The sequence below is a fragment of the Aquabacterium humicola genome (assembly GCF_030167915.1).
GTDB classification, from domain to species: Bacteria; Pseudomonadota; Gammaproteobacteria; order Burkholderiales; family Burkholderiaceae_C; genus Pseudaquabacterium; species Pseudaquabacterium humicola.
The window spans coordinates 1-25,399 of the sequence record NZ_JARGNB010000007.1 but is presented as its reverse complement, the minus strand read 5'-3'; the positions used below and the strand labels follow the sequence as shown (position 1 = coordinate 25,399).

General features: G+C 71.7%; 30 protein-coding genes and 1 pseudogene. 28 read left to right on the top strand and 3 right to left on the bottom strand.

Annotated features, from left to right (window positions below):
* Positions 1–3: 3 nt before the first annotated feature.
* On the top strand, positions 4–816 hold the full coding sequence (locus P1K89_RS25315; RefSeq protein WP_284619313.1) for a lytic transglycosylase domain-containing protein: 813 nt from the start codon (positions 4–6) through the stop codon (positions 814–816).
* Here the strand turns inward: P1K89_RS25315 and P1K89_RS25310 are convergent.
* Positions 773–1,231 carry a hypothetical protein gene (locus P1K89_RS25310; protein ID WP_284619312.1) on the bottom strand — a complete coding sequence of 153 codons (459 nt, stop codon included), beginning with the start codon at positions 1,229–1,231 and terminating at the stop codon, positions 773–775. The two genes, P1K89_RS25315 and P1K89_RS25310, sit on opposite strands and share 44 nt — an antisense overlap.
* Positions 1,232–1,479: 248 nt before the next feature.
* On the opposite strand from P1K89_RS25310, the gene P1K89_RS25305 reads away from it, so the two are divergent.
* The 16 genes from P1K89_RS25305 (at position 1,480) to P1K89_RS25230 (ending at position 16,423) form a co-directional block, all read left to right on the top strand.
* Positions 1,480–3,459 (top strand): flagellar biosynthesis protein FlhA, encoded by a 1,980-nt coding sequence (locus tag P1K89_RS25305; RefSeq protein ID WP_284619611.1) that lies wholly within the window; start codon positions 1,480–1,482, stop codon positions 3,457–3,459.
* The gene (gene sctC, locus P1K89_RS25300; protein ID WP_284619311.1) at positions 3,459–5,411 is read left to right on the top strand and encodes a type III secretion system outer membrane ring subunit SctC; all 1,953 of its coding nucleotides are present in this window, start codon (positions 3,459–3,461) and stop codon (positions 5,409–5,411) included. The genes P1K89_RS25305 and sctC overlap by 1 nt, the downstream gene beginning before the upstream one ends.
* A 16-nt stretch (positions 5,412–5,427) precedes the next feature.
* Entirely contained in the window at positions 5,428–6,567 is a 1,140-nt protein-coding gene (locus P1K89_RS25295) for a SctD/MshK family protein (RefSeq protein WP_284619310.1), read from the top strand.
* 87 nt (positions 6,568–6,654) lie between these two features.
* The gene (locus P1K89_RS25290; protein ID WP_284619309.1) at positions 6,655–6,969 is read left to right on the top strand and encodes a hypothetical protein; all 315 of its coding nucleotides are present in this window, start codon (positions 6,655–6,657) and stop codon (positions 6,967–6,969) included.
* A 26-nt stretch (positions 6,970–6,995) separates the two neighbouring features.
* A complete protein-coding gene (locus P1K89_RS25285; protein ID WP_284619308.1) occupies positions 6,996–7,409 on the top strand; it encodes an EscF/YscF/HrpA family type III secretion system needle major subunit in 414 nt (137 codons plus the stop codon).
* Positions 7,410–7,411: 2 nt separating this feature from the next.
* On the top strand, positions 7,412–8,260 hold the full coding sequence (sctJ, locus tag P1K89_RS25280) for a type III secretion system inner membrane ring lipoprotein SctJ (protein WP_284619307.1): 849 nt from the start codon (positions 7,412–7,414) through the stop codon (positions 8,258–8,260).
* Positions 8,261–8,275: 15 nt separating this feature from the next.
* Positions 8,276–8,848 carry a hypothetical protein gene (locus P1K89_RS25275; RefSeq protein WP_284619306.1) on the top strand — a complete coding sequence of 191 codons (573 nt, stop codon included), beginning with the start codon at positions 8,276–8,278 and terminating at the stop codon, positions 8,846–8,848.
* Positions 8,845–9,456: a FliH/SctL family protein gene (locus P1K89_RS25270; RefSeq protein WP_284619305.1), complete on the top strand. Its 612-nt coding sequence runs from the start codon at positions 8,845–8,847 to the stop codon at positions 9,454–9,456. The genes P1K89_RS25275 and P1K89_RS25270 overlap by 4 nt, the downstream gene beginning before the upstream one ends.
* Positions 9,453–10,787 (top strand): FliI/YscN family ATPase, encoded by a 1,335-nt coding sequence (locus tag P1K89_RS25265; protein WP_284619304.1) that lies wholly within the window; start codon positions 9,453–9,455, stop codon positions 10,785–10,787. Before P1K89_RS25270 ends, P1K89_RS25265 begins: the two co-directional genes overlap by 4 nt.
* Before the next feature lie 61 nt (positions 10,788–10,848).
* Entirely contained in the window at positions 10,849–11,328 is a 480-nt protein-coding gene (locus tag P1K89_RS25260) for a hypothetical protein (protein WP_284619303.1), read from the top strand.
* Entirely contained in the window at positions 11,325–11,978 is a 654-nt protein-coding gene (locus P1K89_RS25255) for a hypothetical protein (protein ID WP_284619302.1), read from the top strand. Before P1K89_RS25260 ends, P1K89_RS25255 begins: the two co-directional genes overlap by 4 nt.
* A 78-nt stretch (positions 11,979–12,056) precedes the next feature.
* Positions 12,057–12,671: a DUF6683 family protein gene (locus P1K89_RS25250; RefSeq protein ID WP_284619301.1), complete on the top strand. Its 615-nt coding sequence runs from the start codon at positions 12,057–12,059 to the stop codon at positions 12,669–12,671.
* Positions 12,672–12,676: 5 nt separating this feature from the next.
* Positions 12,677–13,663, top strand: a complete 987-nt coding sequence (locus P1K89_RS25245) for a hypothetical protein (RefSeq protein WP_284619300.1) — start codon at positions 12,677–12,679, stop codon at positions 13,661–13,663.
* Positions 13,663–14,751, top strand: a complete 1,089-nt coding sequence (locus P1K89_RS25240; RefSeq protein WP_284619299.1) for a sensor histidine kinase — start codon at positions 13,663–13,665, stop codon at positions 14,749–14,751. Before P1K89_RS25245 ends, P1K89_RS25240 begins: the two co-directional genes overlap by 1 nt.
* Positions 14,748–15,422, top strand: coding sequence for a response regulator transcription factor (locus P1K89_RS25235; RefSeq protein ID WP_284619298.1), 675 nt, complete (start codon positions 14,748–14,750; stop codon positions 15,420–15,422). The genes P1K89_RS25240 and P1K89_RS25235 overlap by 4 nt, the downstream gene beginning before the upstream one ends.
* 8 nt (positions 15,423–15,430) lie before the next feature.
* Positions 15,431–16,423 (top strand): hypothetical protein, encoded by a 993-nt coding sequence (locus tag P1K89_RS25230; RefSeq protein ID WP_284619297.1) that lies wholly within the window; start codon positions 15,431–15,433, stop codon positions 16,421–16,423.
* A gap of 27 nt (positions 16,424–16,450) precedes the next feature.
* On the opposite strand, the gene P1K89_RS25225 is transcribed toward P1K89_RS25230, so the two are convergent.
* Positions 16,451–17,395, bottom strand: coding sequence for a hypothetical protein (locus P1K89_RS25225; protein WP_284619296.1), 945 nt, complete (start codon positions 17,393–17,395; stop codon positions 16,451–16,453).
* A 214-nt stretch (positions 17,396–17,609) separates the two neighbouring features.
* On the opposite strand from P1K89_RS25225, the gene sctR reads away from it, so the two are divergent.
* The 11 genes from sctR (at position 17,610) to P1K89_RS25170 (ending at position 24,634) form a co-directional block, all read left to right on the top strand.
* Positions 17,610–18,266 (top strand): type III secretion system export apparatus subunit SctR, encoded by a 657-nt coding sequence (sctR, locus tag P1K89_RS25220; RefSeq protein WP_284619295.1) that lies wholly within the window; start codon positions 17,610–17,612, stop codon positions 18,264–18,266.
* A 4-nt stretch (positions 18,267–18,270) separates the two neighbouring features.
* Complete coding sequence (gene sctS / locus P1K89_RS25215) at positions 18,271–18,543, top strand: type III secretion system export apparatus subunit SctS (RefSeq protein WP_284619294.1); 273 nt, start codon at positions 18,271–18,273, stop codon at positions 18,541–18,543.
* Between the two features lie 8 nt (positions 18,544–18,551).
* Positions 18,552–19,346 carry a type III secretion system export apparatus subunit SctT gene (sctT, locus tag P1K89_RS25210; RefSeq protein ID WP_284619293.1) on the top strand — a complete coding sequence of 265 codons (795 nt, stop codon included), beginning with the start codon at positions 18,552–18,554 and terminating at the stop codon, positions 19,344–19,346.
* Position 19,347: 1 nt separating this feature from the next.
* Entirely contained in the window at positions 19,348–20,571 is a 1,224-nt protein-coding gene (sctU, locus tag P1K89_RS25205) for a type III secretion system export apparatus subunit SctU (protein WP_284619292.1), read from the top strand.
* A 16-nt stretch (positions 20,572–20,587) separates the two neighbouring features.
* A complete protein-coding gene (locus P1K89_RS25200; RefSeq protein WP_284619291.1) occupies positions 20,588–20,920 on the top strand; it encodes a FliO/MopB family protein in 333 nt (110 codons plus the stop codon).
* Between the two features lie 190 nt (positions 20,921–21,110).
* Positions 21,111–21,761: a hypothetical protein gene (locus P1K89_RS25195; protein ID WP_284619290.1), complete on the top strand. Its 651-nt coding sequence runs from the start codon at positions 21,111–21,113 to the stop codon at positions 21,759–21,761.
* Positions 21,762–21,856: 95 nt separating this feature from the next.
* Positions 21,857–22,303: a hypothetical protein gene (locus tag P1K89_RS25190; protein ID WP_284619289.1), complete on the top strand. Its 447-nt coding sequence runs from the start codon at positions 21,857–21,859 to the stop codon at positions 22,301–22,303.
* Positions 22,300–22,536, top strand: coding sequence for a hypothetical protein (locus tag P1K89_RS25185; protein WP_284619288.1), 237 nt, complete (start codon positions 22,300–22,302; stop codon positions 22,534–22,536). The genes P1K89_RS25190 and P1K89_RS25185 overlap by 4 nt, the downstream gene beginning before the upstream one ends.
* Before the next feature lie 23 nt (positions 22,537–22,559).
* A complete protein-coding gene (locus tag P1K89_RS25180) occupies positions 22,560–23,258 on the top strand; it encodes a hypothetical protein (RefSeq protein WP_284619287.1) in 699 nt (232 codons plus the stop codon).
* Between the two features lie 196 nt (positions 23,259–23,454).
* Positions 23,455–23,889 carry a hypothetical protein gene (locus P1K89_RS25175; protein ID WP_284619286.1) on the top strand — a complete coding sequence of 145 codons (435 nt, stop codon included), beginning with the start codon at positions 23,455–23,457 and terminating at the stop codon, positions 23,887–23,889.
* Complete coding sequence (locus P1K89_RS25170) at positions 23,876–24,634, top strand: hypothetical protein (RefSeq protein WP_284619285.1); 759 nt, start codon at positions 23,876–23,878, stop codon at positions 24,632–24,634. Before P1K89_RS25175 ends, P1K89_RS25170 begins: the two co-directional genes overlap by 14 nt.
* 31 nt (positions 24,635–24,665) lie before the next feature.
* On the opposite strand, the pseudogene P1K89_RS25165 reads toward P1K89_RS25170, so the two are convergent.
* Positions 24,666–25,271 (bottom strand): annotated as a pseudogene (locus tag P1K89_RS25165) (IS30 family transposase); the annotation flags it as partial.
* Between the last annotated feature and the right edge of the window lie 128 nt (positions 25,272–25,399).

Sequence of the window (25,399 nt, the reverse complement as noted above, 5' to 3'; positions counted from 1 at the left end):
CGCATGTCCTTCAAAGCCTGCCTCGCCCACCTGCTGCTCGCGGCGATGGCCGGCGGCGGCCTCGACGTCGCCGCGGCCCAGCCTTGCAGCGGCCCGCTGCCGTCCCCCGCCGCGTCGATGCCTGGCGGTTCGGCGCCCGCCGAAGCGACGGCGCCCACCGAAGGCTTGCAACGCTTCCGGCTGATCGCCTCGTCATGCCCGACCCTCCCCGCACCCCGCGGCCCCGCCCGCACCGCCGAGCAGCTGCAGCTCTTCGACCGCGCGACCGTCGTCGCGCTGAGCTGGCAGGACGCCCCGGCGCAGACCACCACGCTGGCGATGGCCGCGCTGCCCGTGCCGCGCGCGCCGCTGAACCGCGACGGCGAGCGCATCGTCGCGCTGGCGCCGGCGCTCATCGACGCCGCGCGCGCGCACCGGCTCGACCCGCTGCTGCTGCATGCCATCGCGCATGTCGAGTCGCGCCACAACCCGCAGGCGGTGTCGCCGGCCGGTGCGCGCGGCCTGATGCAGGTGATGCCGGCCACCGCCGAGCGCTTCGGCGTGAAGAACGGCGAGCGCACGCTGCAGGACCCCGAGACCAACCTGCGCGCCAGCGCCGCGCTGCTGCGCAGCCTGCAACAGCGCTACGGCGCCGACCTGCGCCTGGTGCTCGCCGCCTACAACGCCGGCGAGGGCGCGGTCGCGAAACACGGCAACGACGTGCCGCCGTACCCCGAGACGCAGGCCTACGTGCGCGACGTGTCGGCGGTCTACCGGCGCCTGCAGTCCGAGTTCAGCGTTTCCAGAGCAGGCGAGCTGGTCGCCAGGGGGCCTTGACGACGCCGCCCGCACTCCATCGCTCGTCGCGGTGGCGCAGCGCCAGCAGCGCACCGATGCAGGCGGCCGCCGTGATGTCGTAGCTCATGCAGAACCCCGGCCACACCTCGGGCACGCCGGTGTTGTCGACGAACAGGTGGTGCACCAGGTCCATGGCCCCGTGCGCCGCCATCGCCGCCGCAACCCACCACAGCCGGCCCTTGAACCCGATCACGGCGACCGCGACGAAGGCCGCGCAGATCAGGGACTCGGTCAGCAGGATCCGGACGCTGCCGTCGACGGTCGCGAACGCGACGTAGTACGAGGCGACGGCCATCAGCATCGTCGGATAGAAGACCCGTTCCCGGTCCATGCCGAGCCACCAGGCCGCGCCGCAGACGACCAGCGCGAGGACCACGCCCACGAGGTATTCCATTCGAGCTCTCCGAGGTATTGCGTTGCGGAATTCTGGTTTCGCAGGCCACTTCGGACTTGAACGAAGCGGCTGACATCGCCGCCGGCGCGGCCGGCACCGCACCGGCGCAGCGCCCGGCGCGTGACGGATGGCACGCCGGCGCCCGGGTTCGTGCCCCGCACCCCCGCGCCGCATGAACGGCCCGCCGGTGCCGCGCAACCCAGCCCGGTCCAGCGAACCGCCAGAGCGCAGAGGCCCCCACCGTGACGATGTCCGCCTATTTCCGCAGCGCCGGCAGCATGAGAGAGGGCCTGCTCGCCCGCTACAGCGACCTGGTGATGGTGGCCGGCGTGATCGCCATCGTCGCGATGATGGTGCTGCCGCTGCCGACCTGGCTGATCGACGTGCTGGTGGCGCTGAACATCGCCTCGGGCATCCTGCTGCTGCTGCTGGGCATCTACATCCAGTCGCCGCTGGAGTTCTCCGTCTTCCCCAGCGTGCTGCTGATGACCACGCTGTTCCGGCTGTCGCTGTCGATCGCGACGACCCGCATGATCCTGCTGCAGGGCCACGCCGGCGACATCATCGACACCTTCGGCAAGGTCGTCGCCGGCGGCAACCTCGTCGTCGGCCTGGTGGTCTTCCTGATCATCACGGTGGTGCAGTTCATCGTGATCGCCAAGGGCGCCGAACGGGTCGCCGAGGTGGCCGCGCGCTTCTCGCTGGACGCGATGCCGGGCAAGCAGATGTCGATTGATTCCGACCTGCGCGCCGGCCTGATCGACAAGGACGAGGCCAAGCGCCGCCGCCGCGCGCTGGAGCTGGAGAGCAAGCTGCACGGCAGCCTCGACGGCGCGATGAAGTTCGTCAAGGGCGATGCCATCGCCGGCATCGTCATCATCGTCATCAACCTGCTCGGCGGCCTCGCGGTCGGCGTGATGATGCAGGACCTGGACATCGGCAGCGCGCTGTCCAAGTACTCGATCCTGACCATCGGCGAAGGCATGGTCGCGCAGATCCCGGCGCTGCTGGGCGCGATGGCCGCCGGCCTGATCGTCACCCGCACCACCGACGAGGACGACAAGCACCTGGGCGACGCGGTGCGCAAGCAGCTCACCGCCAAGCCGCGCGTGCTGGTCGTCGCCGGCGGCATCTGCGTGCTGATGGGCCTGGTGCCGGGCTTCCCGACCACCGTGTTCCTGATGCTCGCGCTGGCCATCGCCGGCAGCGGCCTGATGATGATGCCGGCCTGCCGCGGCTGGCTGCGCGCGCGCCAGAACCCCACGGTGCGCGGGCTGGTCAAGAAGCTCGACGTGCCGCAGCAGGTCACCCTGACCGCGCTGCCCCAGGCCAAGCCCGCGGTGCCGCTGCTGCTGCGCGTGCCGGCGGCGCTGCTGGTGTCCGAATCCGGCCGCGCCTTGACGCCGGCGCTGGAGCAGGTGCTCGAGGAATTCCAGCTCGGCCTCGGCCTGCAGCTGCCGCGCATCCACGTGCACGGCCAGCCGGGCGAGTCGAACGCCCGCCGCTGGGAGCTGCTGGCCTTCGAGGTGCCGATCGCCCAGGGTCGCCTGCCGGTCGACGCCTCGGGCGCGGTCGATGCCGCGGCCGCGCTGGCCGAGCCGGTGCAGCAGGCGCTGCGCCGCCATGCGCCGCTGTTCCTCGGCATGCAGGACACGACGAACCTGCTGACGCGCGCCTCGGTCGACGCGCCCGACGTCGTCAAGGAAGTGCTGCGCGCGCTGCCGGTGCAGCGCGTGGCCGACGTGCTGCGGCGCCTCGTCGGCGAAGCGGTCTCGATCCGCAACCTGCGCGACATCCTCGAGGCGCTGTCCGAAGCCGGCCAGCGCGACAAGGATGCGCATGCGCTGACCGAGTTCGCGCGCATCGCGCTGAAGCGCCAGATCTGCCACCGCATCGCGCCCGACGGCAAGCTGCCGGCGCTGCTGCTGGAGCCGGCGCTGGAAGACCTGCTGCGCCAGGCGGTGCGTGTCAACGGCGGCGTCGCGCAGCTCGCGCTCGAGCCCGAGACCGCGCGCCGCATCGCGCAGGACATCGCCGAGCGCGTGCGGCGCCACGCGCCGCGCGTCGTTATCACCACCATCGACGTGCGCTGGCACCTGCGCAAGCTGATCGAGCCCGAGTGCTTCGACACGCCGGTGCTGTCGTACCACGAGCTGATGCCCACGCTGGAGCTCGACATCCTCGACCGCATCGCGGTCCCTGCCGCACCGATGCTGAAGGCCGAATGATGAACACCGCCACCTTCTTCCGCGTGCTGCGCGACATCACCACGCTGCTGACGCTGGTCGCCATCGCGCTGACCGTGCTGGCCTTCGGTGCCGGCACGGCGCAGGCCGGCCCGCTGCCCAACGGCCAGCGCCCGGTGTCGATCACCGCGCGCGAGCAGCCGATCGCCGCCTTCCTGCAGGACCTGTTCGCCGCGGTCGACGTGCCGGTGACGCTGGGCGCGGGCCTGGGCGGCGCGGTCAACGGCACCTTCAGCGGGCCGGCCGAGAAGGTGCTGCGCGACGTCGCGCGCATCTACAACCTCGTCACCTACTTCGACGGCGCGGTGATGCACGTGGTGCCGGCCTCGGACCTGGTGCGCAGGAGCTTCAACGCCTCGCCCGCCGCAGCCGACCGCCTGCTGCGCGAAGCCGGCGAGCAGGGCCTGCCCGATGCGCGCAATACGCTGCGCCGCGGCGGCGAGGGCCAGTTGCTGGCGGTGGGCACGCGGCGCTTCGTCGAGCAGGTCGACGAGCTGGTGCGCGCGGCGCAGGTCGCGCCCGCCGCGGCGGCGCCGAACGCCGGCGCGATGGACTTTCGCGTCTTCTACCTGCGCTATGCCTGGGCGCAGGACCAGACCATGACCTTCAGCGGCCGCCAGGTCGTTCTGCCGGGCGTGGCGTCGATCCTGCGCTCGCTGGTGGGCGGCCGGCCGGGGGCGCCGCTGGGCCAGGAAGTGCTGCTGAAGCCGACGCAGCCGAGCCTGCGCGGGCAGGGGCTGGCGGGGCAGGGGCAGTCGGTGAAGACGAGCAGCTCGCGTGACAGCGCCGCGGACCTGCTGGTGGCGGCGCTCGCCCGCACCGCGCAGCCGCCCGAAGGCCCGCCGGCCACCATCGCGCCCGACGCCAACCCGATCCGCATCGAAGCCGACCAGCGCCTGAACGCCGTCATCGTCCGTGACCTGGCCGATCGCCTGCCACGTTATGAACAGCTGATCGCCGCGCTCGACGTCGAGCCGCAGTCGCTGGAGATCGAGGCCACCATCATCGACGTCAACACCGACCGCCTGCGCGAGCTCGGGGTCGACTGGCGCTGGAACAACGCCGGCAACTCGCTCGGCTTCGGCGGCTCGGTGCCGCCGGTGGGCGCGGGCGGCGTGATCACCGCAGTGCTGGGCTCGGTCGGCCAGTTCGTCTCGCGCATCCGCGCGCTGCAGGCCGAAGGCGCGGCGCGGGTCGTCTCCAGCCCGCAGGTGGTGACCTTGTCCAACGTCGAGGCGGTGTTCGACAACAGCTCGACCTTCTTCGTGCGCGTCGCCGGCAAGGACGAGGTCGACCTCTTCAACGTCAGCGCCGGCACCTCGCTGCGCGTGACGCCGCATGTCTTCAAGGACCGCGAGGGCGCGCGCATCAAGCTGATGGTCAACGTCGAGGACGGCAACATCACCGGGCGCACGGTCGACCAGATCCCGGTCGTCGAGCGTTCGACGATCAATACGCAGGCGCTGATCATGGAAGGCGAGAGCCTGCTGATCGGCGGCATGACGCGCGACGTCACTTCGTCCAGCAACGACAAGGTGCCCGGCCTCGGCGACATCCCCGTGGTCGGCAACCTCTTCAAGACGACGAAGAGCAACAGCGCGCGCATCGAGCGCATGTTCCTGATCACGCCGCGGCTGGCGACCTCGCGGCCGGCCGCCGGCGGCACGGCGGCGCCGCGGCAGGCGCCGACGCAGGCCGCGCCAGCCGCTCCGATCCCGCCCGCGCCGGTGCCGATGCCCGCGCAGCCGCCGGCCGTGCTGCAGGCGGCTGCGCCGAGGGCGCCGATCGCCGCGGCCCCGGCCGTCTACACCCCGCCGGCGGCGCCCGTCGCCTACACGCCGCCCGCGCGGGCGTCGGTCGTGCTCGACCTCGACGCGATGCCCAGCCGCCCGCAGGCCGCCGCGCCCGGCGCCCGCCACCGCACCTCGCCCTGACTGGACCGTCACCACCATGGACCGCGACCCGCTGATGATCGATTCGCTGCAGGCCCTGGAACTGCGCGTGCTCGAAGGCCCGCAGGCCGGCGCGCGTGCGCCGCTGGCCGCCGGCCGCCCGCTGGTGATCTGCGCCGGCGCCGCCGGCACCGTTGGCACCGCCGGCACCGTCGGCGATTCCGACATCGTGCTGCGTGCCGATACCGGCACGGCGCGCATGCGCATCACCGCCGATGTCACGCATGCGCTGGTCGAGGTGATCGACGGCGAGGCGACGCTGGCCGACCAGGTGCTCGCCGCCGGCGCCCACGCCGCGTGGGCGCGCCACGCACCGCTGCGCATCGGCGACACGCTGCTGGCGTTCGGCCTGGCCTGCGAGGACGAGTGGCCCGCGCCGGGCGCCGCGGCCGCGCACGCGCTCGCGGCCACCGACGACACGCCGGCGGCGCGGCCCTGGCACCGCCGCGCCGAAGCCTGGCTCGCCGCCACCGGCGCCGCGGTGCTGATCGCCTGCGGCGGCAGCCTGTGGATGGCGCATGTCGCCGCCGCCGCGCCGCCGCCGGTGCCGGTGCTCAACGCCGCGATGCTGGCCGGTGCGCTGAAGGCCGGCGAATTCGCCGCGCTGGACGCGGCCACCACCGCCGACGGCCGCCCCGTGCTGCGCGGCCGCCTGGCCGACCTCGCCCAGCGCTCGCGCCTCGAAGCCTGGCTCGCCGCGCGCCAGTGGACACCGGCGCTCGACCTGCTGGTCGACGAGCTGGTGGTGCGCGACATCACCGAGGTCTTCCGCGTCAACGGCATCGCCGCGCAGGCCAGGGCTGCCGGCGCCGGCCGCTTTGCCGTCGAGGTGGCCGAACGCGATGCCGACCGCCTGGCGCGCGCCGAGGACGTGGTGCGCCGCGACGTGCGCGGCGTGCAGCAGCTCACGCTGCGCAACACCGCGACGCCGCTGCCGCCGCCCGCGCCGCCGGTGATCGACGACCCGAACAAGCGCATCGCCTCGCTGGTGCCGGGCGAGCCGGCGTATGTCGTGACCGTCGACGGCGCGCGGTATTTCGTCGGCGCGATGCTGCCCTCGGGCCACCGCATCGCGCGCATCGCCGCGCAGCAGGTGGTGCTGGAACGCGACGGCCGGCAAATCGATTTGAACTTCTGAAACCCGACCCGCAACCCATGCCGCGTGCATGAATCTTCTGGCCGCCTCGGGAACGGCCGTTGTCCATCCCCCCAGGAGCCTTCCATCATGAGCAGCATCCCCGTCAACACCCTGTCCCTGCTGGCCACGAGCCCGCTGTCGCAGAACAAGGGCACCAGCAGCAGTTCCGGCAGCGGCAGCTTCTTCGAAGCGATGGCCCGCGCCTGGGGCCAGGCGCTGGACAGCCAGGCCAACCTCATCCAGCAGAAGTCCGACGCGGTCGCCGCCGGCGGCAGCGACAACCCGTCGGCGCTGACCGAGCTGACCACCGAATCGCTGCGCATGAGCTTCCTGTCGAACAGCTCCAGCACGTCGATCTCGTCCGTGGGCCAGGCCCTCGAGACGATGGCGCGCAAGGGCTGATCCACCCGCCACGCAGGAGAAGCGACATGTCGTTCGAAATCGCCGCCACCGCGGCCCTGGGTCCCTCGGCCGCGAGTGCCGCGGGCGCCACCGCCGCGGCCATGCCGGTGCAGGTCGGCTACGGCGTGTCGCTCTCCGACATCGGCGGCTTCCAGCAGGCGCTGGCCGGTGCGGCGGCGCGGCTGGAAGCGCAGCCCGCCGTCGGGCCGTCGCCCGTCGCGCAGCAGCTGATGACGCCCTTCGAGCACATCAACACCGAGGCCGCGAAGCTGTCGACGCAGGCGCAGGCGGCGACCGCGGGCGGCAAGGACATGAGCCCGCAGGACGTCGTGATGCTGACGATGCGCTGCCAGGAATTCATGTTCCATTGCCAGCTGACGTCGAACATCGCGAATCGCACGTCGGATGGCCTCCAGCAGCTCTTCCGCCAGCAGGCCTGACCATGCGAACCACCCGACTGATGCTCTGTGCGCTGGCGGTGCTGATCGCCGGTTGTTCCAGCCAGGAGCTGTACTCGCAACTCAGCGAACGCCAGGCCAACGAGATGGTCGCGGTGCTGCGCAGCGCCGGCATCGATGCCGAGAAGAAGGTCACCGACGGGCGCTTCTCGGTGGCCACCTCGCGCAGCGACTTCGCCGATGCGGTGCGCCTGCTCAACGCCCAGGGTTACCCGCGCGAGAGCTTCGACAGCATGGGCAAGGTCTTCAAGCGCGAGGGCTTCGTCTCGTCGCCGCTGGAAGAGCGTGCGCGGCTGGTGCATGCGCTGTCGCAGGAGATCTCGAACACGCTGGCCAGCATCGACGGCGTGGTCGCCGCGCGCGTGCACCTGGTGGTGCCCGAGCGCCATCCGCTGATGGACAAGCCCCAGCCGGCCGCTGCCTCGGTCTTCATCAAGCACCGGCCCGACAAGGACCTGCGGCCGCAGCTCACGCAGATCAAGGCGCTGGTGGTCAACAGCCTCGAAGGCCTGTCCTACGACCACGTCACCGTCGCGCTGTTCCCCGCCGAAGGCATGGCCCCGGAGGCCCCGCGCGTGATGACCGCCGCCGGCGCTGAAGCGCGCCAGGCGAAGCTGCAGGTGCCGCTGCTGCTGGGCAGCACGGCCGGCGGCGCGGTGCTGCTGGGCAGCGCGCTGCTGTGGTGGCGCCGGCGCGGCCACGCGCGCGCGCCCGTGCCGGCGCCGCTGCGCGCGCTGCCGGCCCCTGACACCGAATGGACGCGGCCACGCGCTGTCGATATTCCGGCCGACTTCCATGCGGCGCTGCGCCGCCAGTCCACCCCCGTGAAGTGACTTCCCCGAGCCGACATGAGCACGACCATGACCCCCGCCGCGGCCGACGCCGCGACCCGCCTTGCGAACGACGCCGCCCGCGCGGCCGCCGCCGCGCTGCGCCACCGCCGCGCGACGCTGGCGCAGCGGCTGATCGACCTCGCCCCGTCGGCCGTCGAAGCGGTCGACTGGGACGCGCTGGACCAGGCGCCCGACTGGCTGGCGCTGCCCGACGCGTCCTTCCTGATCCTGCAGGCCCGCCTCGGCGCGCTGCTGCACCGGCCGGCGATGCGCCTGTGGATCGACGGGCCGCGGCTGGTCGCGGTGTGCGCGCTGCTGGGCGACTCGGTGTTCGACGACCTGCTGGCGCAACGCGACACGGTGATGCCGATCGGCCTGGCGCCGCTCGAGCCCATCGAGTCGGCGGCCCAGGTCGGCCCGCGGCTGCGCGCCGCCGGCGTGGCGGTGCTGCTGGCGGCGTTGCCCCCAGGCACGCTGCGGGACGCCGTGTGCAAGGCCCTGGCGCCGATCGAGCCGTCGCGCATGTCGGCCGAACTGGCCGAAACGCTGATCGCCCGCGCCCGCGCGCTGGGACAGGGCGGGCGATGAGCTTTCTCTTTTGGCAGCGCGGCGGCGACGCCCGCATCGCCAGCGACCGCCTCGTGCTGCGCGCAGCCGAGGTGCCGCTGCTGCAGCATGCGCTCGCGCTGCGCGACACGCTGGAGCGCCGCCGTGACGAGCAGGTGCAGGCGATCACCGACGCCATCGAGGCCGGCCGCGCCGAAGGCCGGGCCGCCGGGTTCGCCGAAGGCCGCCGCGCCGCCGCGCAGGACCTGGCCGAAACGCTGGCGCGGCTGGCCAGCGAGACGCAGGCCGAGCGCATGCGCCAGCGCGCCGACACCGCATCGCTCGCGCTGCAGGTGGTGCGCAAGCTGCTGGGCAGCTTCGCGGACGACGCGGTGCTGCTGGCGCTGGCCGCCACCGCCGCCGCCGAGCTGCTGCCCGGTCCGATGCCGGCGCTGATCGTGCATCCCGACCAGGCCGACGCCGTGCGCGCGCGCCTGGCCGCCGCGATGCCGGCCGACGGCGCACCGATGTTCGAGGTGCGCGCCGACGCGCAATGCGCGCCCGATGCCTGCCGGCTGGAGACCGAACACGGCAGCGTCGACGTCGCGCTCGAAGCGCAGCTGGCGCGGCTGGCGCAGGCCTGGTCATGAATGCCGTCGCCGACACCGACCGCCTGCTGCGCACGCTGCAGGCCACCCGCACCGTGGTCGAGCAGGGCCGCGTGGTGCAGGCCGGCGGCACGGTGCTGCGGGCCACCGGCCTGCGCGCCCGCATCGGCCAGCAATGCCGCATCGTCGACCCGGCGCGGCCCGACGACGAGCACGACCCGCTATTGGCCGAAGTGATCGGCTTCGCCGGCGCCGAGGTGATCCTCGCGCCCTACGGCCCGCTGCAGGGCGTGGCCGTCGGTGCCACCGTGCAGGCACTGGCCGACGAAGCCACCGTGCCCTGCGGGCCGGCGCTGCTGGGCCGCGTGATCGACGCCTTCGGCCGGCCGCTGGACGACCGGCCGCTCGCGCCCGGCCCGGACCTGCAGCGCACGCCGCTGCACGCGAGCGCGCCGTCGCCGCTGAAGCGCCGCGGCGTCGACGAGCCGCTGCCCACCGGCGTGCGGGCGATCGACGCCGCGCTGACCGTCGGCATCGGCCAGCGCATCGGCATCTTCGCGATGGCCGGTGGCGGCAAGTCGACCTTGCTGGGCATGCTGGCCCGCCAGGCCGAGGCGGATGTCATCGTCATCGCGCTGGTCGGCGAACGCGGCCGCGAGGTGCGCGAATTCATCGACGACAGCCTGGGGCCCGAAGGCATGCAGCGCTCGGTGCTGGTGGTCTCGACCTCCGACCGCCCGGCGCTGGAGCGCGTGCGCGCGGCGGTGGCGGCGACGGCCATCGCCGAGGGCTTCCGCGCGCAGGGCAAGCGCGTGCTGCTGCTGGTGGATTCGGTCACCCGCTTCGCCCGCGGCCTGCGCGAGCTGGGCCTGTCGGCGATGGAGCCGCCGGTGCGCCGCGGCTACCCGCCCTCGGTGTTCGCGGAGCTGCCGCGCCTGTTCGAGCGCGCCGGCAACGATGCGCACGGCTCGATCACCGCCTTCTACACCGTGCTGGCCGAGGACGACGACAACAGCGACCCGGTGGCCGAAGAAGCGCGCTCCATCCTCGACGGCCACATCGTGCTGTCGCGCGCGCTGGCGCAGGCCCACCACTACCCGGCGATCGACGTGCTGGGCAGCGCCAGCCGCGTCTTCACCCGCGTCGCCGCGCCCGCGCACCGGCAGGCCGCGTCCAAGCTGCGATCGCTGATGGCCCGCCATGCCGAGGTCGAGTTCCTGCTGCGCGTCGGCGAATACCAGGCCGGCAGCGACCCGCTGGCCGACCAGGCGATCGAACGCATGCCGGCGATCAAGGCGCTGCTGACGCAGCGCTCCGATGAAGCGACGGCCTTCGGCGAGACGATCGCGACGCTGCAGCAGGTGGCTGAATGAGCCCCCGCCCGGCCGTTCCGAAGGGGGCTCGCACCGCAGTGCGCAGCACGGAGGTTACCCAGTGAGCGACAACCTGCCGAGCCCTCGCGACGCGGCCCGGCTGGTGCAGTTGCGCTCGCTGCGCGTGCAGCGCTCGCGCGAGGCCTTCACCGCCGCCTCGGCCGCGGTGCTCGACGCCGAACGCGCGTTGCAGGATCGCCAGCGCTCGATCGACCGCATCCGGCGCGAGATCGACGCGCTGGGCGCCTCGGTGATGCAGGGATTCGACGGCCAGCTGCCGCGCTGGTCGCAGCAGCTGGTGATCCAGCGCGACAAGCTGGCCGACCGCCTGGAGCGCGCCGAGTACGCGCTGACCGGCGACGAACGCAAGCTGGAAGAAGCGCAGGAAGGCGCCGCCCAGGCGCAGGCCGAGCTGACACGCGCGCTGGCGCGCGACGACGCGGTGCGCGGGCTGCTGCGCGACTCGAAGCGCGCCGTCGAGAAGGTGCGCGAGCAGCGGGCCGAACTCGAGCAGGACGACCTGCGGGTGAGGGCGCGATGACCCTGCGCTGTGCCGTCGCCGCAGTGCTGATGCCGGGCGGCGCGATGCCGGTGCCGGCAGGGTCCGATCCGATATCACCGCAAGGGCGCGGCCAGCTCCCGCAGCGGGCCGCGACGCCGGACCACCTCGGAAAGCAGTTCGCGCGCCTGCTCTGCAAGCAGGAGGCGCTGGACGACAAGGCGGCCGGACCGGCCACGACAGCGGCCGATGCCGCGGCCTCGGCCTTCGCAACGATGCCGCGCGCTGACTTGGCGTTTCTGCCGTCGTCCCAGGCCACCCCCACCCTGAGCGCCGGCGCGGACCCCGCCGCGCGCGCCTGCGCCGTCGCCGCGGCGGCGCAGGCGCAGGCGCCGTCGTCGACGGCGCCCACCGTCGTGACGGCCGTCGACGCGGGCAACGTCTGGGAACTGTCGCTGAACACGCCTGACGGGCTGGCGCTGTCGCTGCGTGCCGAACGCATCGCCGCGCCCCAGCCCGCGGGCGGCGCGCCGGCGGCGTGGGCGCTGACCGTCGGCGCGCCCGGCGCCGAGACCGCCGCCGCGCTGCGCCACCACGCGCCGCGGCTGGCCGAGCGCCTCGCCGCCCGTGCGCTGACGCCAGCGCACCTGCGCATCGACGAGCGCGGCGAGCGTCCCCCGCACACGGATTGAACCCGCCACGCGCGGGTCGCAACACAGCGCGAACCGGCTTGCGTCCCGCCGCCGGCCCCCTTTTCCGGAGTGCCCCGAATGAACCGACCGCCTTCGCCCGACCTGGCCCGGCGCCTGCAAGAGGCCATCGCCACCTCGCTGCATGCGCTGCAGGCCGCCGGCGCCGCCGACGCGCCGCTGCTGGTGCCGCGCGCGGCGTCGCCGATCGCGCCGGGACAGCTGGCCGCGGCGCATCCGGGGCCCGCGCGCCAACGCCTGGAGCTCGCCGCGCTCTACCAGCGCTGCCTCCAGCATTACCGCCAGGCCGTGTGCGGCGGCGCCGCCACCGAAGACGACCTCGGCACCGCGCTGGCGCACTTCGTCGTCGCCAACCTGCGCGTGCTGCACGGCATCGAGCCGCCGGCGGGTGCCGAATGCGCGCTGGGCTGGCAGCTGGTGGCCATCGTTCGCGGCAGCCCGGCGTGGCAGCGCGCCTCGCTGCGCGAGCGCCAGGCCTATGGCGAGCAGCTGGCGATCCTGTCGGTGCTGATGACCGACCTGGCCGCGCGGGCGCGCCGCGAAGGCCCCGCCGCCATCGCCCATGTGCAGCAGGGCGCCCGCAACTACCTGCGCCAGCTGCTGGGCCTGGACCCCGATGCGCTGGCGCTCGATGTGGGCGGCCTGACCGTGCGCGACGCCGCGCTGGCGGCCTGACGACCGTGCAGCTCGCTCCGGTCAGCCCCCAGGCGCCGCTCGCCGCGCCCGACGTCGCGGCCGCGGTCGATTCGCCCGACGCCGCGCCGCTGCACACCGCGTCGCTGCAGGCCGCCGCGCGGCCGCAGGCGGTGCTGACACCCGATGCGCCGCGCGCACCCGACCCCACGCTGCCGGCCGCGGACATCGCCAACGGCTTCGCGCTGCCGGCCGACCAGCTGATGCCGGTGACCCTGATCGGCCTGCAGGTGCAGCCCGGCGACGCGTGGCCGATGACGCGGCAGGCGGATGCCGACCTCACGCGCCGCGATGCACGCGACGACGAAGCGCGGCGCGGGCCTGGTCACGACACCGATTCGGCGCCGCCCGCCGACGACGACGCCGACGACGCCGATCACGCCGCCGACGATCCGGTCCTCGTCATCGACGACACCGAGCCCACCGACTGGCTCGACCCGCTCGCCCGCGCGATCAACGAGCGCCTGGCCGCCCCGCAACCGCCGGCCGCGCTGCGCGCCGCGGCCGAGCAGTGGTCGCGCGCCCGCTGCGTCGTGCTGGTGTGCCCCCGGGACGACGATGCCGCCGATGCCGCCTGGGCCTGCGTGCTGTGGCCGCGACGCCTGGCCCGCTCGCGCGGCCCGATGGCCACCCGCTTCCAGTTCACCGGCCAGCGCTTCGACGCGCGGCTGCAGTGGGCGGCGCCCGGCCCCGCCTGGTGCGAGACGCGCGCGATCAAGGACCACCACCCCCGCGCCGGCCGCCGGCTCGTCGCGCTGGATGCCGTCGGCACGCCGCTGGGCGCCGTGTCCTGCGAGCTGCAGCTGGGGCCCGTGCGCATCGCGCCGCCGCGCTGGAAGCTGGCCGGCGTGCGCATCGATGCGGTGCGCCGCTTCTGGAGCGCGATCGGCGGCCAGTGGAGCGTGCTGCTCGCCGTCAGCCCGCAAGCACTGATCGCCCGCCGCGAGCCGGCGAGCGTCGTCGAGGCCGCGTGATGCACACCCTGCTTGCGCCCGACACCCCCGCGCTGGCCGAGGTGCTGCCGCCCGCCTGCTGCCGCGCGCTGGTCGCGCTCGGCGACGCGGTGGCGCTGGTGCACCGCGCTTCCGCCACGCTGCGCTGGACCAGCCCGGCCTGGGCAGCGCTGCAGCCGTCGTTCGGCGCCGGCGCCGCGCTGGCGTCCATCGATCCGGCCCTGCCCGCGCTGCTGGACGACGAGGCCCCCGCGACGCGACGCCTGCAGCTCGGCGACGCCGGCGCCTGGGATGCGCAACTCGTGCCGCACGACGACCAGCACCGCCTGCTGCGCCTGACCGACCGCCGCGAACAGGGCCGCGCATTGCAGCGCCAGCTTGACGACCGCGAACAGCTGCTGTTCACCTCGCGCGTGATCTCGGTCGGCGAGATGGCCACCACGCTGGCGCACGAGCTGAACCAGCCGATCGGCGCCGCCGCGAACCTGCTGCGCGGGCTGCGTGCGCGGCTGTCGAAGCGCACGCTGCACGAGGAAGAAGCCGAGGCGCTCGGCCGCGCGATCGAGCAGGTGATGTTCGCGTCGCGGGTGATCGGCCGCATCCGCGAGTTCACCCATTCGCACCAGCCGCGCCACGTCAAGGTCGACCTCGTCGCGCTGGTGCGCTCCTGCGCCTCGCTGCTCGACTGGGACCTGCGCCGCAGCGGCGCGACGCTGGACCTGCAGCTGCCCGAAGCGCCGCTGCGCGTGCGCGGCGACGAGGTGATGCTGCAGCAGGTGGTGGTGAACCTGATGCGCAACGCGCTCGACGCGCTGCGCTGCGACCCGCCCGCCGACCCGCGCCTGACGCTGTGCCTGGCGGTGCGCGGCCGCGAGGCCGAACTGCAGGTGCGCGACAACGGCTGCGGCCTGGCGGACGATGCCGCCGCGAAGCTCTTCGTGCCGTTCGTCTCGAGCAAGCCCAACGGCATGGGCATCGGCCTGTCGATCTGCCGCTCCTTCGTCGAGCTGCACCAGGGCCGCCTGTGGTTCAGCCGGCATGCCGACCGCGGCACCACCTTCCACCTGGGCCTGCCCTTGCTGGCCGAATCAACCAAGGAATCGCCGTGAGCCGATCCACCGTCTACATCGTCGACGACAACCCCGAGTTCCGCGAAGCCACGCGCTTCTGGCTGACGGGGTACGGATTCGACGTGCACACCTGGGGCGACCCACGCGAAGCGGTCGAGGCGCTGGCCAGGCGCGACCGCAGCGAACGCTGCTGCCTGATGCTGGACGTGCGCATGCCGGAGTTGTCGGGCCTGGACGTGCACGACCGGCTGGCCGCGCTGGATGCAGTGCCGCCCGTGATCTACATGAGCGGGCATGCCGACGTGCCGCTGGCCGTGCAGGCGATGCGCAAGGGCGCGGTGACGCTGCTGGAGAAGCCCTTCGACGACGAGGCGCTCGAAGCGGCGCTGGATGCGGCCTTCGCGCGCTGCGAGACGCCGCCGCGGCCTGCGATGGCCACGCCCGCAGCGGCGAGCGCCGTCGATGACCTCGCCGACGAGACCACCGCCGATGAATCGCAGCGCCGCTTCGCCGCGCGCGAGGCATCCCTGACCCCGCGCGAGCGCCAGGTACTGGGCCACGTGATCCAGGGCACCTACAACAAGAACATCGCCGACCGCATCGGCCTGTCGATCAAGACCGTCGAGCTGTACCGCGCCCGCGGCATGGCGAAGATGAAGGCGCGCTCGGTGGCCGAGCTGACGCGCATGATGGTCAGCCGGCGCGCGTGAGGGCGGCGATGCAGCACGCAGCGATCCCCGCCGACGCCACCTTCCTGCGGCACGCCGATGGCTTGCAGGGCGCCCGCGCCGTCGAATCGACGCTGACGCGCCCGACCATCGAATCGACGCTGACGCGCCCGACCATCGAATCGACGCTGACGCGCCCGGTGGCGCCGCCCGCCCCCGGCTGGGCCGCGCTGGGCACCTGGTTCGACGCGCCGACGCCGCACGGCCCGCTGCGGTTGTACGTCGGCGAGGCGGCGGGCCCGTCGCCGCATGCGGCCGGCGCGGCGCTGGCGCTGCAGCGCTGCGGCGAGCTGCTCGATGCGCTGGACGATTGGCTGGGCGAGCCGGTGCCGTGGCGCTGGTCCGGCCCGCCCGATCGCATGGCGACCGGCGCGGCGCAGGTGCGCGTGGCCTGGCGCGGCAGCTGTCACCAGCTCATCGCCCCGTGGCGCTGGCTGCGTGCCTTGCCGCCGCCGCCGCAAGCGCTGGCCGCGCGCCTGCAGTGGCCGGCCCACGATGCGGTGCTCGGCGTGTCGCAGCTGCGCCTGGATGCCGACGCGGTGCAGCAGCTCGAGGCCGGCGGGGCGGTGCTGCTGCCCGCCTCGATGAAGCCCGAGTGGACCGGCGGCCTGCGGGCCGCCGTCGAAGGTCCTGACGACGGCGTCGCGCTCTCGCTGCGAGACCCGGCGGGGCCGTGTTTCGCGCCCGGCGTCGTGGTGCCGACGGACGTGCATGGCGCGGCCGCCGGCCGCCGCTGCGAGGTGCGGCTGACGCTGCAGCACGCGCTGCCCGCGGACTGCCTGGCCGGCTGGCAGACCGCGCCGCTGGCGGCCGCGCTGGCGCCCGGCATGGCCGCGACGCTGTGGCTGCACGCCGCCGCGCGCGAGCCGTCGCGCTGCCTGGCGCACGGCCGGCTGATGCCGTGGGGCGACGGTTGGGCGCTGGCGCTGCAGCAGGTCGAGGCGCAGGCCGTCGCGCCCGGCGCGCGCAGTGCCGCGGCGTGAGCCCCGAATCCGATGTGGCGGTGCCCTTCAGCGCGCGAGCTTCGCCAGCAGCATCGCGCCGACGAAAAGTGCGAAGGCGCCGAAGCCGATCCAGCGCAGGCCGCGCCGCGCGGAGCGGGCCCACAGCCACATCGCCAGGATCACCAAGCCGCAGCCCATCACCACGCCGAGCAGGCTGGGCAGGCGCGAGTAGCCGTCGCCCGTGCGCAGGCCCGGCAGTTCGCCGACGACCAGCACGCCACCGCCCACGGCCAGCAGCAAGCCGAGCGCATCGCGCACGGGCGTGCGGGCCGGGGCCTCGTCGTCCTGCCGGCGGTCGGGCAACCGCAGGCCCCGGCGCTTGAACAGCCACGCCAGCCCGATCACGAGGACGAGCAGTACCGGGAGCGGAATGAGCCCGCTCAGCCAGCGCGGCAGCTTCCGGGGCGGCGGCGGGCGCGTGCTGGCATCGAACTCCATCAGCACCAGGCCCTTGTCGCCGACGAAGCGCAGCCGCCCCTCGCGCGCGCCGCCGCCGGCGTCGGCGATGCCGATGGTGTGGATCAGGCCCTCGTCCGAGGCGTAGCGCTCCCGCCACACGCTGGCGATCAGCGGCTTCGCCTGCTCACGGCGCATGCCGATCGCCAGGCCTTCGTGCGTGCGCTCGGCGGCCGGTGGGCGCACCTGCATCGTCGCGATGCGCGGGTCGCGCGTGCGGCGGTCGGCCGCCGTGACGATGAAGGCCAGCCCGCGCTCGGGGTACTCGAAGACGATGCCGCCGTTGAGCTTGGCTTCACCGGCGGGCACCCACTCGCGCGATCGCGGCGGCTCGCCGAGCGTGGCCACGAGCGCGCTGTAGCGCAGCTCGGTGCGGATCACGCCGCCGGGCTCCAGGAAGGGCAGGGTCTGGGCCCCCGCCGAGCCGGCCGCCAGCAGCAGGCACAGCAGCAGCAGGCGCATCAGCGGAGGCAGGCGGGTCTGATCGGCGTTCACGGGGGGTGGTCGGGGGCTTGGTCGGGACAGCGTCGCGCGAGGGCGCGCGGGTCCGCATGATGCGCGAGCGGTGAGCGCACGCCGGCCACGGACCGCCGCGCCTGCTAGCCGGCAGGTCGTGGAAAGCGGTAGTAGCGCACGGTCGGCGCGCCTGGCCGCGGCCGAAGCCTTCGCCGCTTGAACCGCGCCGCCGCCCGCTGCGACACAGCGGGCCATGGACCTCTCGCAATTCACACCCTCGTCAGCGCTGCTCACCGTCGTCGTGCTGGCGCTGGCGCCCTTCGTCGCGGTGATGGTCACCTCGTTCACGAAGATCGTCGTCGTGCTGAGCCTGCTGCGCAATGCGCTCGGGCTGCAGCAGGTGCCGCCGAACGTGGTGCTCAACGGGCTGGCGCTGGTGCTCAGCATCTTCGTGATGGCCCCGGTGGGCAGCGACATGGTGGCGCGCATCCAGGCGGTGCCCGAGGCCGCCGCCGGCAGCACGCAGGGCCTGCTGAAGGCGGCCGACAGCGCCAAGGAGCCGCTGCGCGACTTCCTGATCAAGCACAGCCGGCCGCTGGAGCGCGCCTTCTTCCTGAAGACCGCGCAGAAGGCGCTGAAACCGGAGCAGGCCGCCACGCTCACCGAGCGCGACTTCCTGGTGGTGGTGCCGGCCTTCACCGTCAGCGAGCTGGCGGTGGCCTTCGAGATCGGCTTCCTGATCTTCCTGCCCTTCCTGGTGATCGACCTCGTGATCAGCAACGTGCTGATGGCGATGGGCATGATGATGCTGTCGCCGACCACGGTGTCGATGCCGTTCAAGCTGCTGCTGTTCGTGCTGATCGACGGCTGGGTCAAGCTGACGCACGGCCTCGTGCTGACCTACGCGTGACGCCATGGGTCACAGCGACATCCTCCAGTTGACGCAGCAGGCGCTGTGGTTCGTGCTGCTGCTGTCGGCGCCGCCGATCCTGGTGGCCGCGGTGGTGGGCCTGGTCATCGCCTTCGTGCAGGCCGCGACGCAGTTGCAGGAACAGACCGTGCAGTACGTGGCGAAGTTCTTCGCCATCGTCATCACGATCTTCCTCACCGCCTCGCTGCTCGGCGGCGGCCTCTACCAGTTCGGCGACCGGGTGTTCACCGACTTCGCCGGCCTCGTGCGCCGCTGAGCACCGCGATGGACGCCTTGTCCCTCGTCACCCCGCTGCGCGAGCTGGTGCTGCTGCTGGGCCTGTCGACCACGCGTGTGGCTGTCGCCTTCCTGCTGGTGCCGCTGTTCACCGCCGACCTGATCCCGGCCACGGTGCGCAACGCGATCTTCCTGTCGATCGCGCTGATGGCGCTGGTGATGCAGCCGCACACGGGCCCGGTGCCGGCCGGCTTCGCGCTGCTGCCGCTGTTCGCCAAGGAGGCCTTCATCGGCGGCGTGCTCGGCTTCCTGTTCGCCGGCGTGATGTGGGCCTTCGAGATCGCCGGCCAGCTGATCGACACCAAGGTGGGCATGACGCAGGCGCAGGTGAACGATCCGCTGTCGGGCCACCAGACCTCGCTGACCGGCGCGCTCTTCGCCCGGCTGGCCAGCTGGGTGTTCATGGCCAGCGGCGGCTTCATGGTGATGATCGCCGCGCTGTTCGAGAGTTATGCGCTGTGGCCGGTGGTGGCCCCGATGCCGACGCTGGCCGCTGGCGGCGCCCGCCTGCTGGAAGCCGAGTTCGGCCGCATCATGCTGCTGGGCCTGCTGGTCTCGGCCCCGGCGCTGGTGCTGCTGTATGCGGTGGACGTGGTGCTGGGCCTGATCAACCGCTTCGCGCAGCAGCTGAACGTGTTCTCGCTGTCGATGTCGCTGAAGGCGGTGGCCGCGACCTGGATCGTGCTGATCCAGCTGGCCAGCCTGGTGCAACTGCTGCAGGACGACCTGCTGGGCCGCGGCGGCATCGCGCTGCGCACCGTGCGCGCGCTGTTCGGAGGCTGACATGGCCGACAAGAACGACGGCGGCGACAAGACCGAACAGCCGACAGCGAAGAAGCTGGAGGACGCGCGCAAGAAGGGCGATGTCGCGAAGAGCAAGGAAGTCACCAGCGCCGTCGGCCTGGTGCTGTGGCTGGCGATGGCCGCGCTGGCCACCGGCTTCGCGGCGAAGCGCCTGGCCGCGCTGTTCGATGCGCTGTTCGGCGTCATCGGCGCCGGCTGGGCCACCACCGGCTTTGCCGGCGCGGCGCGGCAGATCGGCGCGCTGTCCGCCGAGCTGGCGATCACGCTGGTGGCCATCCTCGTGGTGCCCGCGGCGCTGGTCGGCCTGCTGGTCGACTTCCTGCAGATGGGCCCCATCCTCACCTTCGAGAAGGTGACGCCGAAGCTCGAGAACATGAACCCGGTCGAGGGCGTCAAGCGCATGTTCTCGATGGACCATTTGATCGAGGTGTTCAAGGCGCTGGCCAAGACCGTGCTGCTGTTGGTGGTGGGCTGGCTGGTGGTGCGCGGGCTGCTGCCGCAGATGGTGATGCTGGGTCGCACGGCCGACCTGCCCGCCGGCGCCATCGGCGCACTGATGCACACGGTGACGATGCAGCTGATGGGCTGGGCCGTGGGCCTGTTCGCGCTGGTCGCGATCCTCGATGCGGTGTACCAGCGCCATTCGTTCCTGAAGAAGATGCGCATGAGCATGCGCGACATCCGCCAGGAGATGAAGGAAAGCGAAGGCGATCCGCACGTCAAGGGCCAGCGCCGGCAACTGGCGCAGGAACAGGCCCAGAAGCAGCAGACGCAGGCCGCACGGCAGGCCAGCGCGCTGGTGGTGAACCCGACGCACGTGGCGATCGCCATCCAGTACGACGGCGACTCGTGCCCGGTGCCGACGGTGACCGCCAAGGGCGAAGAACACGTGGCCCGCGCGATGCGCGCCGCCGCCGAGGAAGCCGGCGTGCCCATCGTCCGCAACGTGACGCTGGCCCGCGACCTGCTCAAGCGCGCCGAGGTGGGCGACATCGTGCCGGCCGACCTCTTCGACCTGATCGCCGAGGTCATCCTGTGGGCGCGCGAGGTGCGCGAACACCTCGATGCCCAGCGCGCCGCCGACCACGCCGCCGCGTGGAACCTGCCCGCGCCTGAAGGCCCGCCGCCGCGCCGCCGCGCCGCGCCGGGCCTGGACCTCACCGCCTACCCGGACCGCTCCACCGGCCCGTCGCGCGAATCCTGAACACGAAAGACCGCCCATGGAATCGTTCGCCACCAATTTCGCCGTCACGCTGCTGGCGCTGGGCTTCGTCATCGCGCTGGCGTGGGTGTGCCTGCGCCTGCTGCGTGACCGCCTGCAGCCGCGTGGGGCGCCCGGCAAGGCCGACGACGGGCTGCGCTTCGTGCGGGCACTGCCGGTGGGCACCAAGGAACGCGTGGTGATCGTGGAACACCAGGGCGCGCGCTGGATGCTGGGCGTGACCGCCGGTGGCATCAGCACGATCGCCCATTGGCCGGCCGATGGCGCCGCTTCTAACGTCGAATCGGCGCGTCCCATTCAGGGTGACCAAAGGCATTGGGAGCGCTCCTAACTGCCGATCGTCCCGACTTACCAAATCCATTCGCATCGCCTGTAATGAAGCTGTCCACGGCGCGAATGCAAACCAAAAAGGGCAGCGAGTCGTTGGTCTAGGAAAGTGCGAAGAACGAGGTCGAACAGCTCGAACGACGCACGAAGTTTTCAAGTAGCAACCCCGGGGCGCCAAGTCGCATCGCGCTGAAATGCCCCAACACAACTGGAGCATCATCATGGGTCTCTTCGACAGCATCGTCAGCGGCGTTGGCAACCTGGTCGGCGCCGCCGCGTCGGCCGCCACGGCAGCCGCCTCCTTCTGCTTCCCGCCGCTGGCCATCGCCACCAGCCTGGGCAACCTCGTTCAACAGGGCATCGGGCAGGCGCTGGGCGCCGCGGTGCAGACGCTGACCCAGGTGGCCGGCATGCCCAAGTTCATCGCCAACGAGGTGCAGGACCTCATCGGCAATGTGCTCGACAAGCTGCTGCAGCCGTCCGACAAGGGCTGCGACGAACACGTGCGCAACTGCTGCGGCAACCAGTACGACAACTTCGTCGAGAACTTCTGCGGCGACATCATCAAGAACGCCATCGAGGACATGAAGGGTGGCAAGGGCGGCAAGGGCGGCGGCGCCAGCTGGTTCGAAGCCCTGGCCAAGGCCCTGGGCAAGGCGCTGGACGCGCAGGCCGCCGAGGTGCAGAAGCTCTCCGACGCCGTGCAGGGCCAGGACGCCAAGGACAACCCCAGCGGCTTCACCGACCTGCAGGCCGCGTCGCAGCGCATGAGCTTCATGATGAGCGCCGCCGACCAGGTGCTGAAGACGCTGGGCGAAGGCCTGGCCACCCTGGCCCGCAAGTAAACGCGGCGCTTCCTGCGCGGGCCCCACCGGCCCGCGCCACCGGCGGGGCAAGGGTTCGCCAACTCTTGCCCCGCCTTTCGTTGGGAGACCTCACCATGCTGCCTTTCGACATCAGCACCGCCCTGTGGTGGACCTCGGTGCCCAAATGGGAGTGGGAAGCGCTGCCGGCGCCGGAGGGCGAGGGCACCACCGCCGCCGATGCGTCGGCCGTCGCGGAAGCGTCCGCCGGCGATACCGCGGCCGACGCGGCGCCGCCGGCCCGCATGGCTGCCCCTGCGACGGCCTTCGCCGCGGCCGGCCCCGTCAATGCGCCGCCGCCGAAGCCCGGCGACGAGCGCGACGGCTACCGCCTCGTCTTCAAGGGCTACGAAATTTCGTCCAGCGTGTTCTGGTACCCGTCCGACTCGCCGCTGTCGCGGCCCTGGACGGCCCACGACGCCGCCGACGACCACCGCCCGCGCAGCGACGACGACGCCGCCGACGCCGCCGCCCGTGCCGCGCTGCTGCGCGCGGCGAATGACGACGGAGCCGAGCCGACATGATCCGCGCCGCCGACCTGATGATGTCGCCGCTGGCCGGCACCGGCCTTCGGCCTGCGCCAACGCTGCGCGACACCAGCAACGAGACGCTGAACCCGTCGTCGTGGTTCGACGGCGACGGATTGAGCGCCGCCACCCGCATCGGCGTCGAGCTGGCGCCGGCGTCGCGCGGCTTGAGCATCACGCAGCATGCCGAGCGCGTGCTGTCGCACCTGCTCGGCGACGCGGCGGATTGACGGCAACGCCAGGGAGCGAAGCGATGGCCGCGCTGCAATTGCTGACCGAACCGCGCTGGGCCCCGGCGGCCCAGGCGCTGGTGGACGGCTGCACCGACCTGCGCGACGACGACGACCGCGTGGCCCTGCTGGCCGCCGTGTGCGAAGGCCTGGGCGACGAGCTGTACCCCGCCTTCCTGCGCGTGCTGTGGACCATCGGCCAGCACGGCGATCACGCCGCCTGCGCGGCCATCGCCCGCACACTGGTGCACGCGCTGCGCACCGGCCGCCTGCCCAGCGGCCGCCGCAGCGCCTGGGGCGACAGCGCCCCCACCCCCGCACAAAGCGCCTTCGGCCGCGTGCGCTGCCTGGGGCCGCTGGAGTACCTGTGCGCCTGGCACACCCAGGCCGACCCGGTGCGCGCGCTGTCGTCAGCGCAGTTCCACCTGGCGGCGCGGGCGCTGATGGACCTGGTGGGCGCGGACGCGCAGGCACGGGCGCTGTACTGCGAGAAGCTGCTGGCTGACGCGGACGACCCGCTGCCAGGGGCGCTGACGCGGCAGACGCGGGAGGGCTTGAGGGCGCTGGCGACGGCGTGGGGGCAGGGGGCGGCGCCGTTCGAGGCGTGTGCGCGGTTTGCGGGGGCGTTGCCGGGGGCGGGGGTGAGGATCCCGCCGGTGTTGACAGGCCATCGCGACCTCGCGCGGGGCGAAAGAGTGCCGGGGCATCCTCTCAAGAGGTGAGCCGAGGCCTCCGCCTTGTTGGAAAGGACCGACGAACGGCGAGGCCTGCTCTACACAGGCGAGCAAGGATGGCAACATCAGGGCGCTGCTGGCTATGTCGCCGGTCGGTCTGAAGGGCCCACCCTTGTGGCCGGTACTGGAAGATGCATGCCGTGACATGGCCACTCAACTACTGAATGCACGTTAGGCGTCATTAATGCTGCAGCCCTTCCTCGCCGGCCTTCCCAGGTACCTCGTAGAGCTGATGGAGCGCGAGTACGAGTACAAGTGCAGCAGGCTCGCGAACTGGCGCGAGAGCTCTCGTTCAAATCGGCTTCGACCGTATCTGCAGAGGGCAGATGTCATCCATCAGGTCTTTGCTCTCGGCATTTACTACCGACATGTCATCGCGCCTCTGACCAGCGCGGGGAATTTTGTTTCTCGGCTGCATCGCGAGGACCTATCACTTCGAGTCGCAGGGAAGCCGGTGAGTATTGAACTTCACTACGCGCTTGAATCTGCTCGGATCAAGTTCCATCGCTTGTCTAATGCCTTCGGCCTTGATGAGACGTTTTTTGCACTCTCTGATCTTCGACAGATCGTTATGACACTCGTGCGAATCGACGAACAGCGCGCCGATGGCAACAACTAGATCCCCATTTAGAGACAACGCGCTCTTCCAGCGCGAGATCACCGCATTCCTGGCGCAACACCAGAGCCTATTTTCGCAACAGATCAAGAAGACTTCGGCCTTCTTTGAGATCGCTTGCTACAACGACCTTGTCAAGTTCTACGAGAACACCGGCTTTGCGGTTAAGCCCGAGAATGCGCAGTCGCGCGGCAAGGAGTTTGTTTACGCGCTCAGCCCAAGCGCCAAGCCCGAGCGGTGCTCATACTTTGTGGCGACGCGTACCTACCAGTCGCAAGGCGGAGTTTCCTTCGAGATCAGGCACAACGTGCGCGTGCAGTCAGCCCACGATGCTGGGGTTTTTGTCAGCCCGGACTATGTCGTCATCAACCCCAGTGCAATAACTTCAGTACGAGACCCAAACTTCTACAACGGAAAGGTCGACTACGACTTTGTTCCCTCATCGCATGTGCAGACATTTGCAGAGACAAAGCACTACCCACCGGGACCCGAACTGATTCTGAACTTCGTAGGGCTAGTAAACGAACTTCTGCCACATTTGATGACGGGCGCAGTTCCCACCGCCCTTCCGAAGCATCTGGGGCCATCGTTATTCATCTCTGGCGTCGGCAATGCGCACCACGAGAGGATACGGGACAGCCTTGCCAAGAGGTACAGCATTAATGTCTTCCTTGGACTGTTTGCCCGCAGGTCCCAGGTCTATGCCAAAGGAAATCAATCCAATCTCACAAAGGTTGGCACGCGATGACGCCTGAAGTCAACTTTGAAGTGCAACACCCTCAAGACTGAAAGAGCGCTTCGTTCGGTGTTCTGAAGCCGAGCCTTTCGCGTGGTCTGTCATTGAGTTCTGCGGCAATCCGATCGCACTCGGACTGGGTCAAATTCTTTAGACACATGCCCTTTGGCAGGTACTGTCGGATCAGTCCGTTGGTGTTCTCGTTGGTGCCACGCTCCCACGAGTGGTACGGCGTCGCGAAGTAAGACCGCACCCGGTGCAGGCGCTCCACCGACATGTAGTCATGGAACTCGGTGCCGTTGTCCAGCGTGATCGTACGCACCAGGCGGCCAAGCTCGAACAGCGCGTGCGACAGGGCCGCTGCCGCCTGCTCCTTGGTCCGCGCGCTCAGCTTCTTCATCACCAGGTAGCCCGTCTTGCGCTCCACCAGCGTCAGCACACAGTGCCTCTGGTCCACGCCCATCACCGTGTCCCCTTCCCAGTGTCCGATCCAGCGTCGTCGTTGCACCGCCTCGGACCTCTCGCTGATGTGCCTCTTGCCCACCAGTCTTCCTCGTGTAGCGGGGCTGCCGCGCCTCTTTCGGCCGAACTTGCTCATGATCCGCAGCTGTCGCCACAGCTGGCCCCCGGCACGCCGGTCTCGCCTGATGCGTAAGCTCCCCCGTCAAGTAGACAGTTCAGAAGTAGAGACTTCCGCGTTGAACACCCTGGGCCGGAACACCACCGGTGGCACGTTGCCCAGGGACTCATGGGGCCGGCATTCGTTGTAGTCGACCA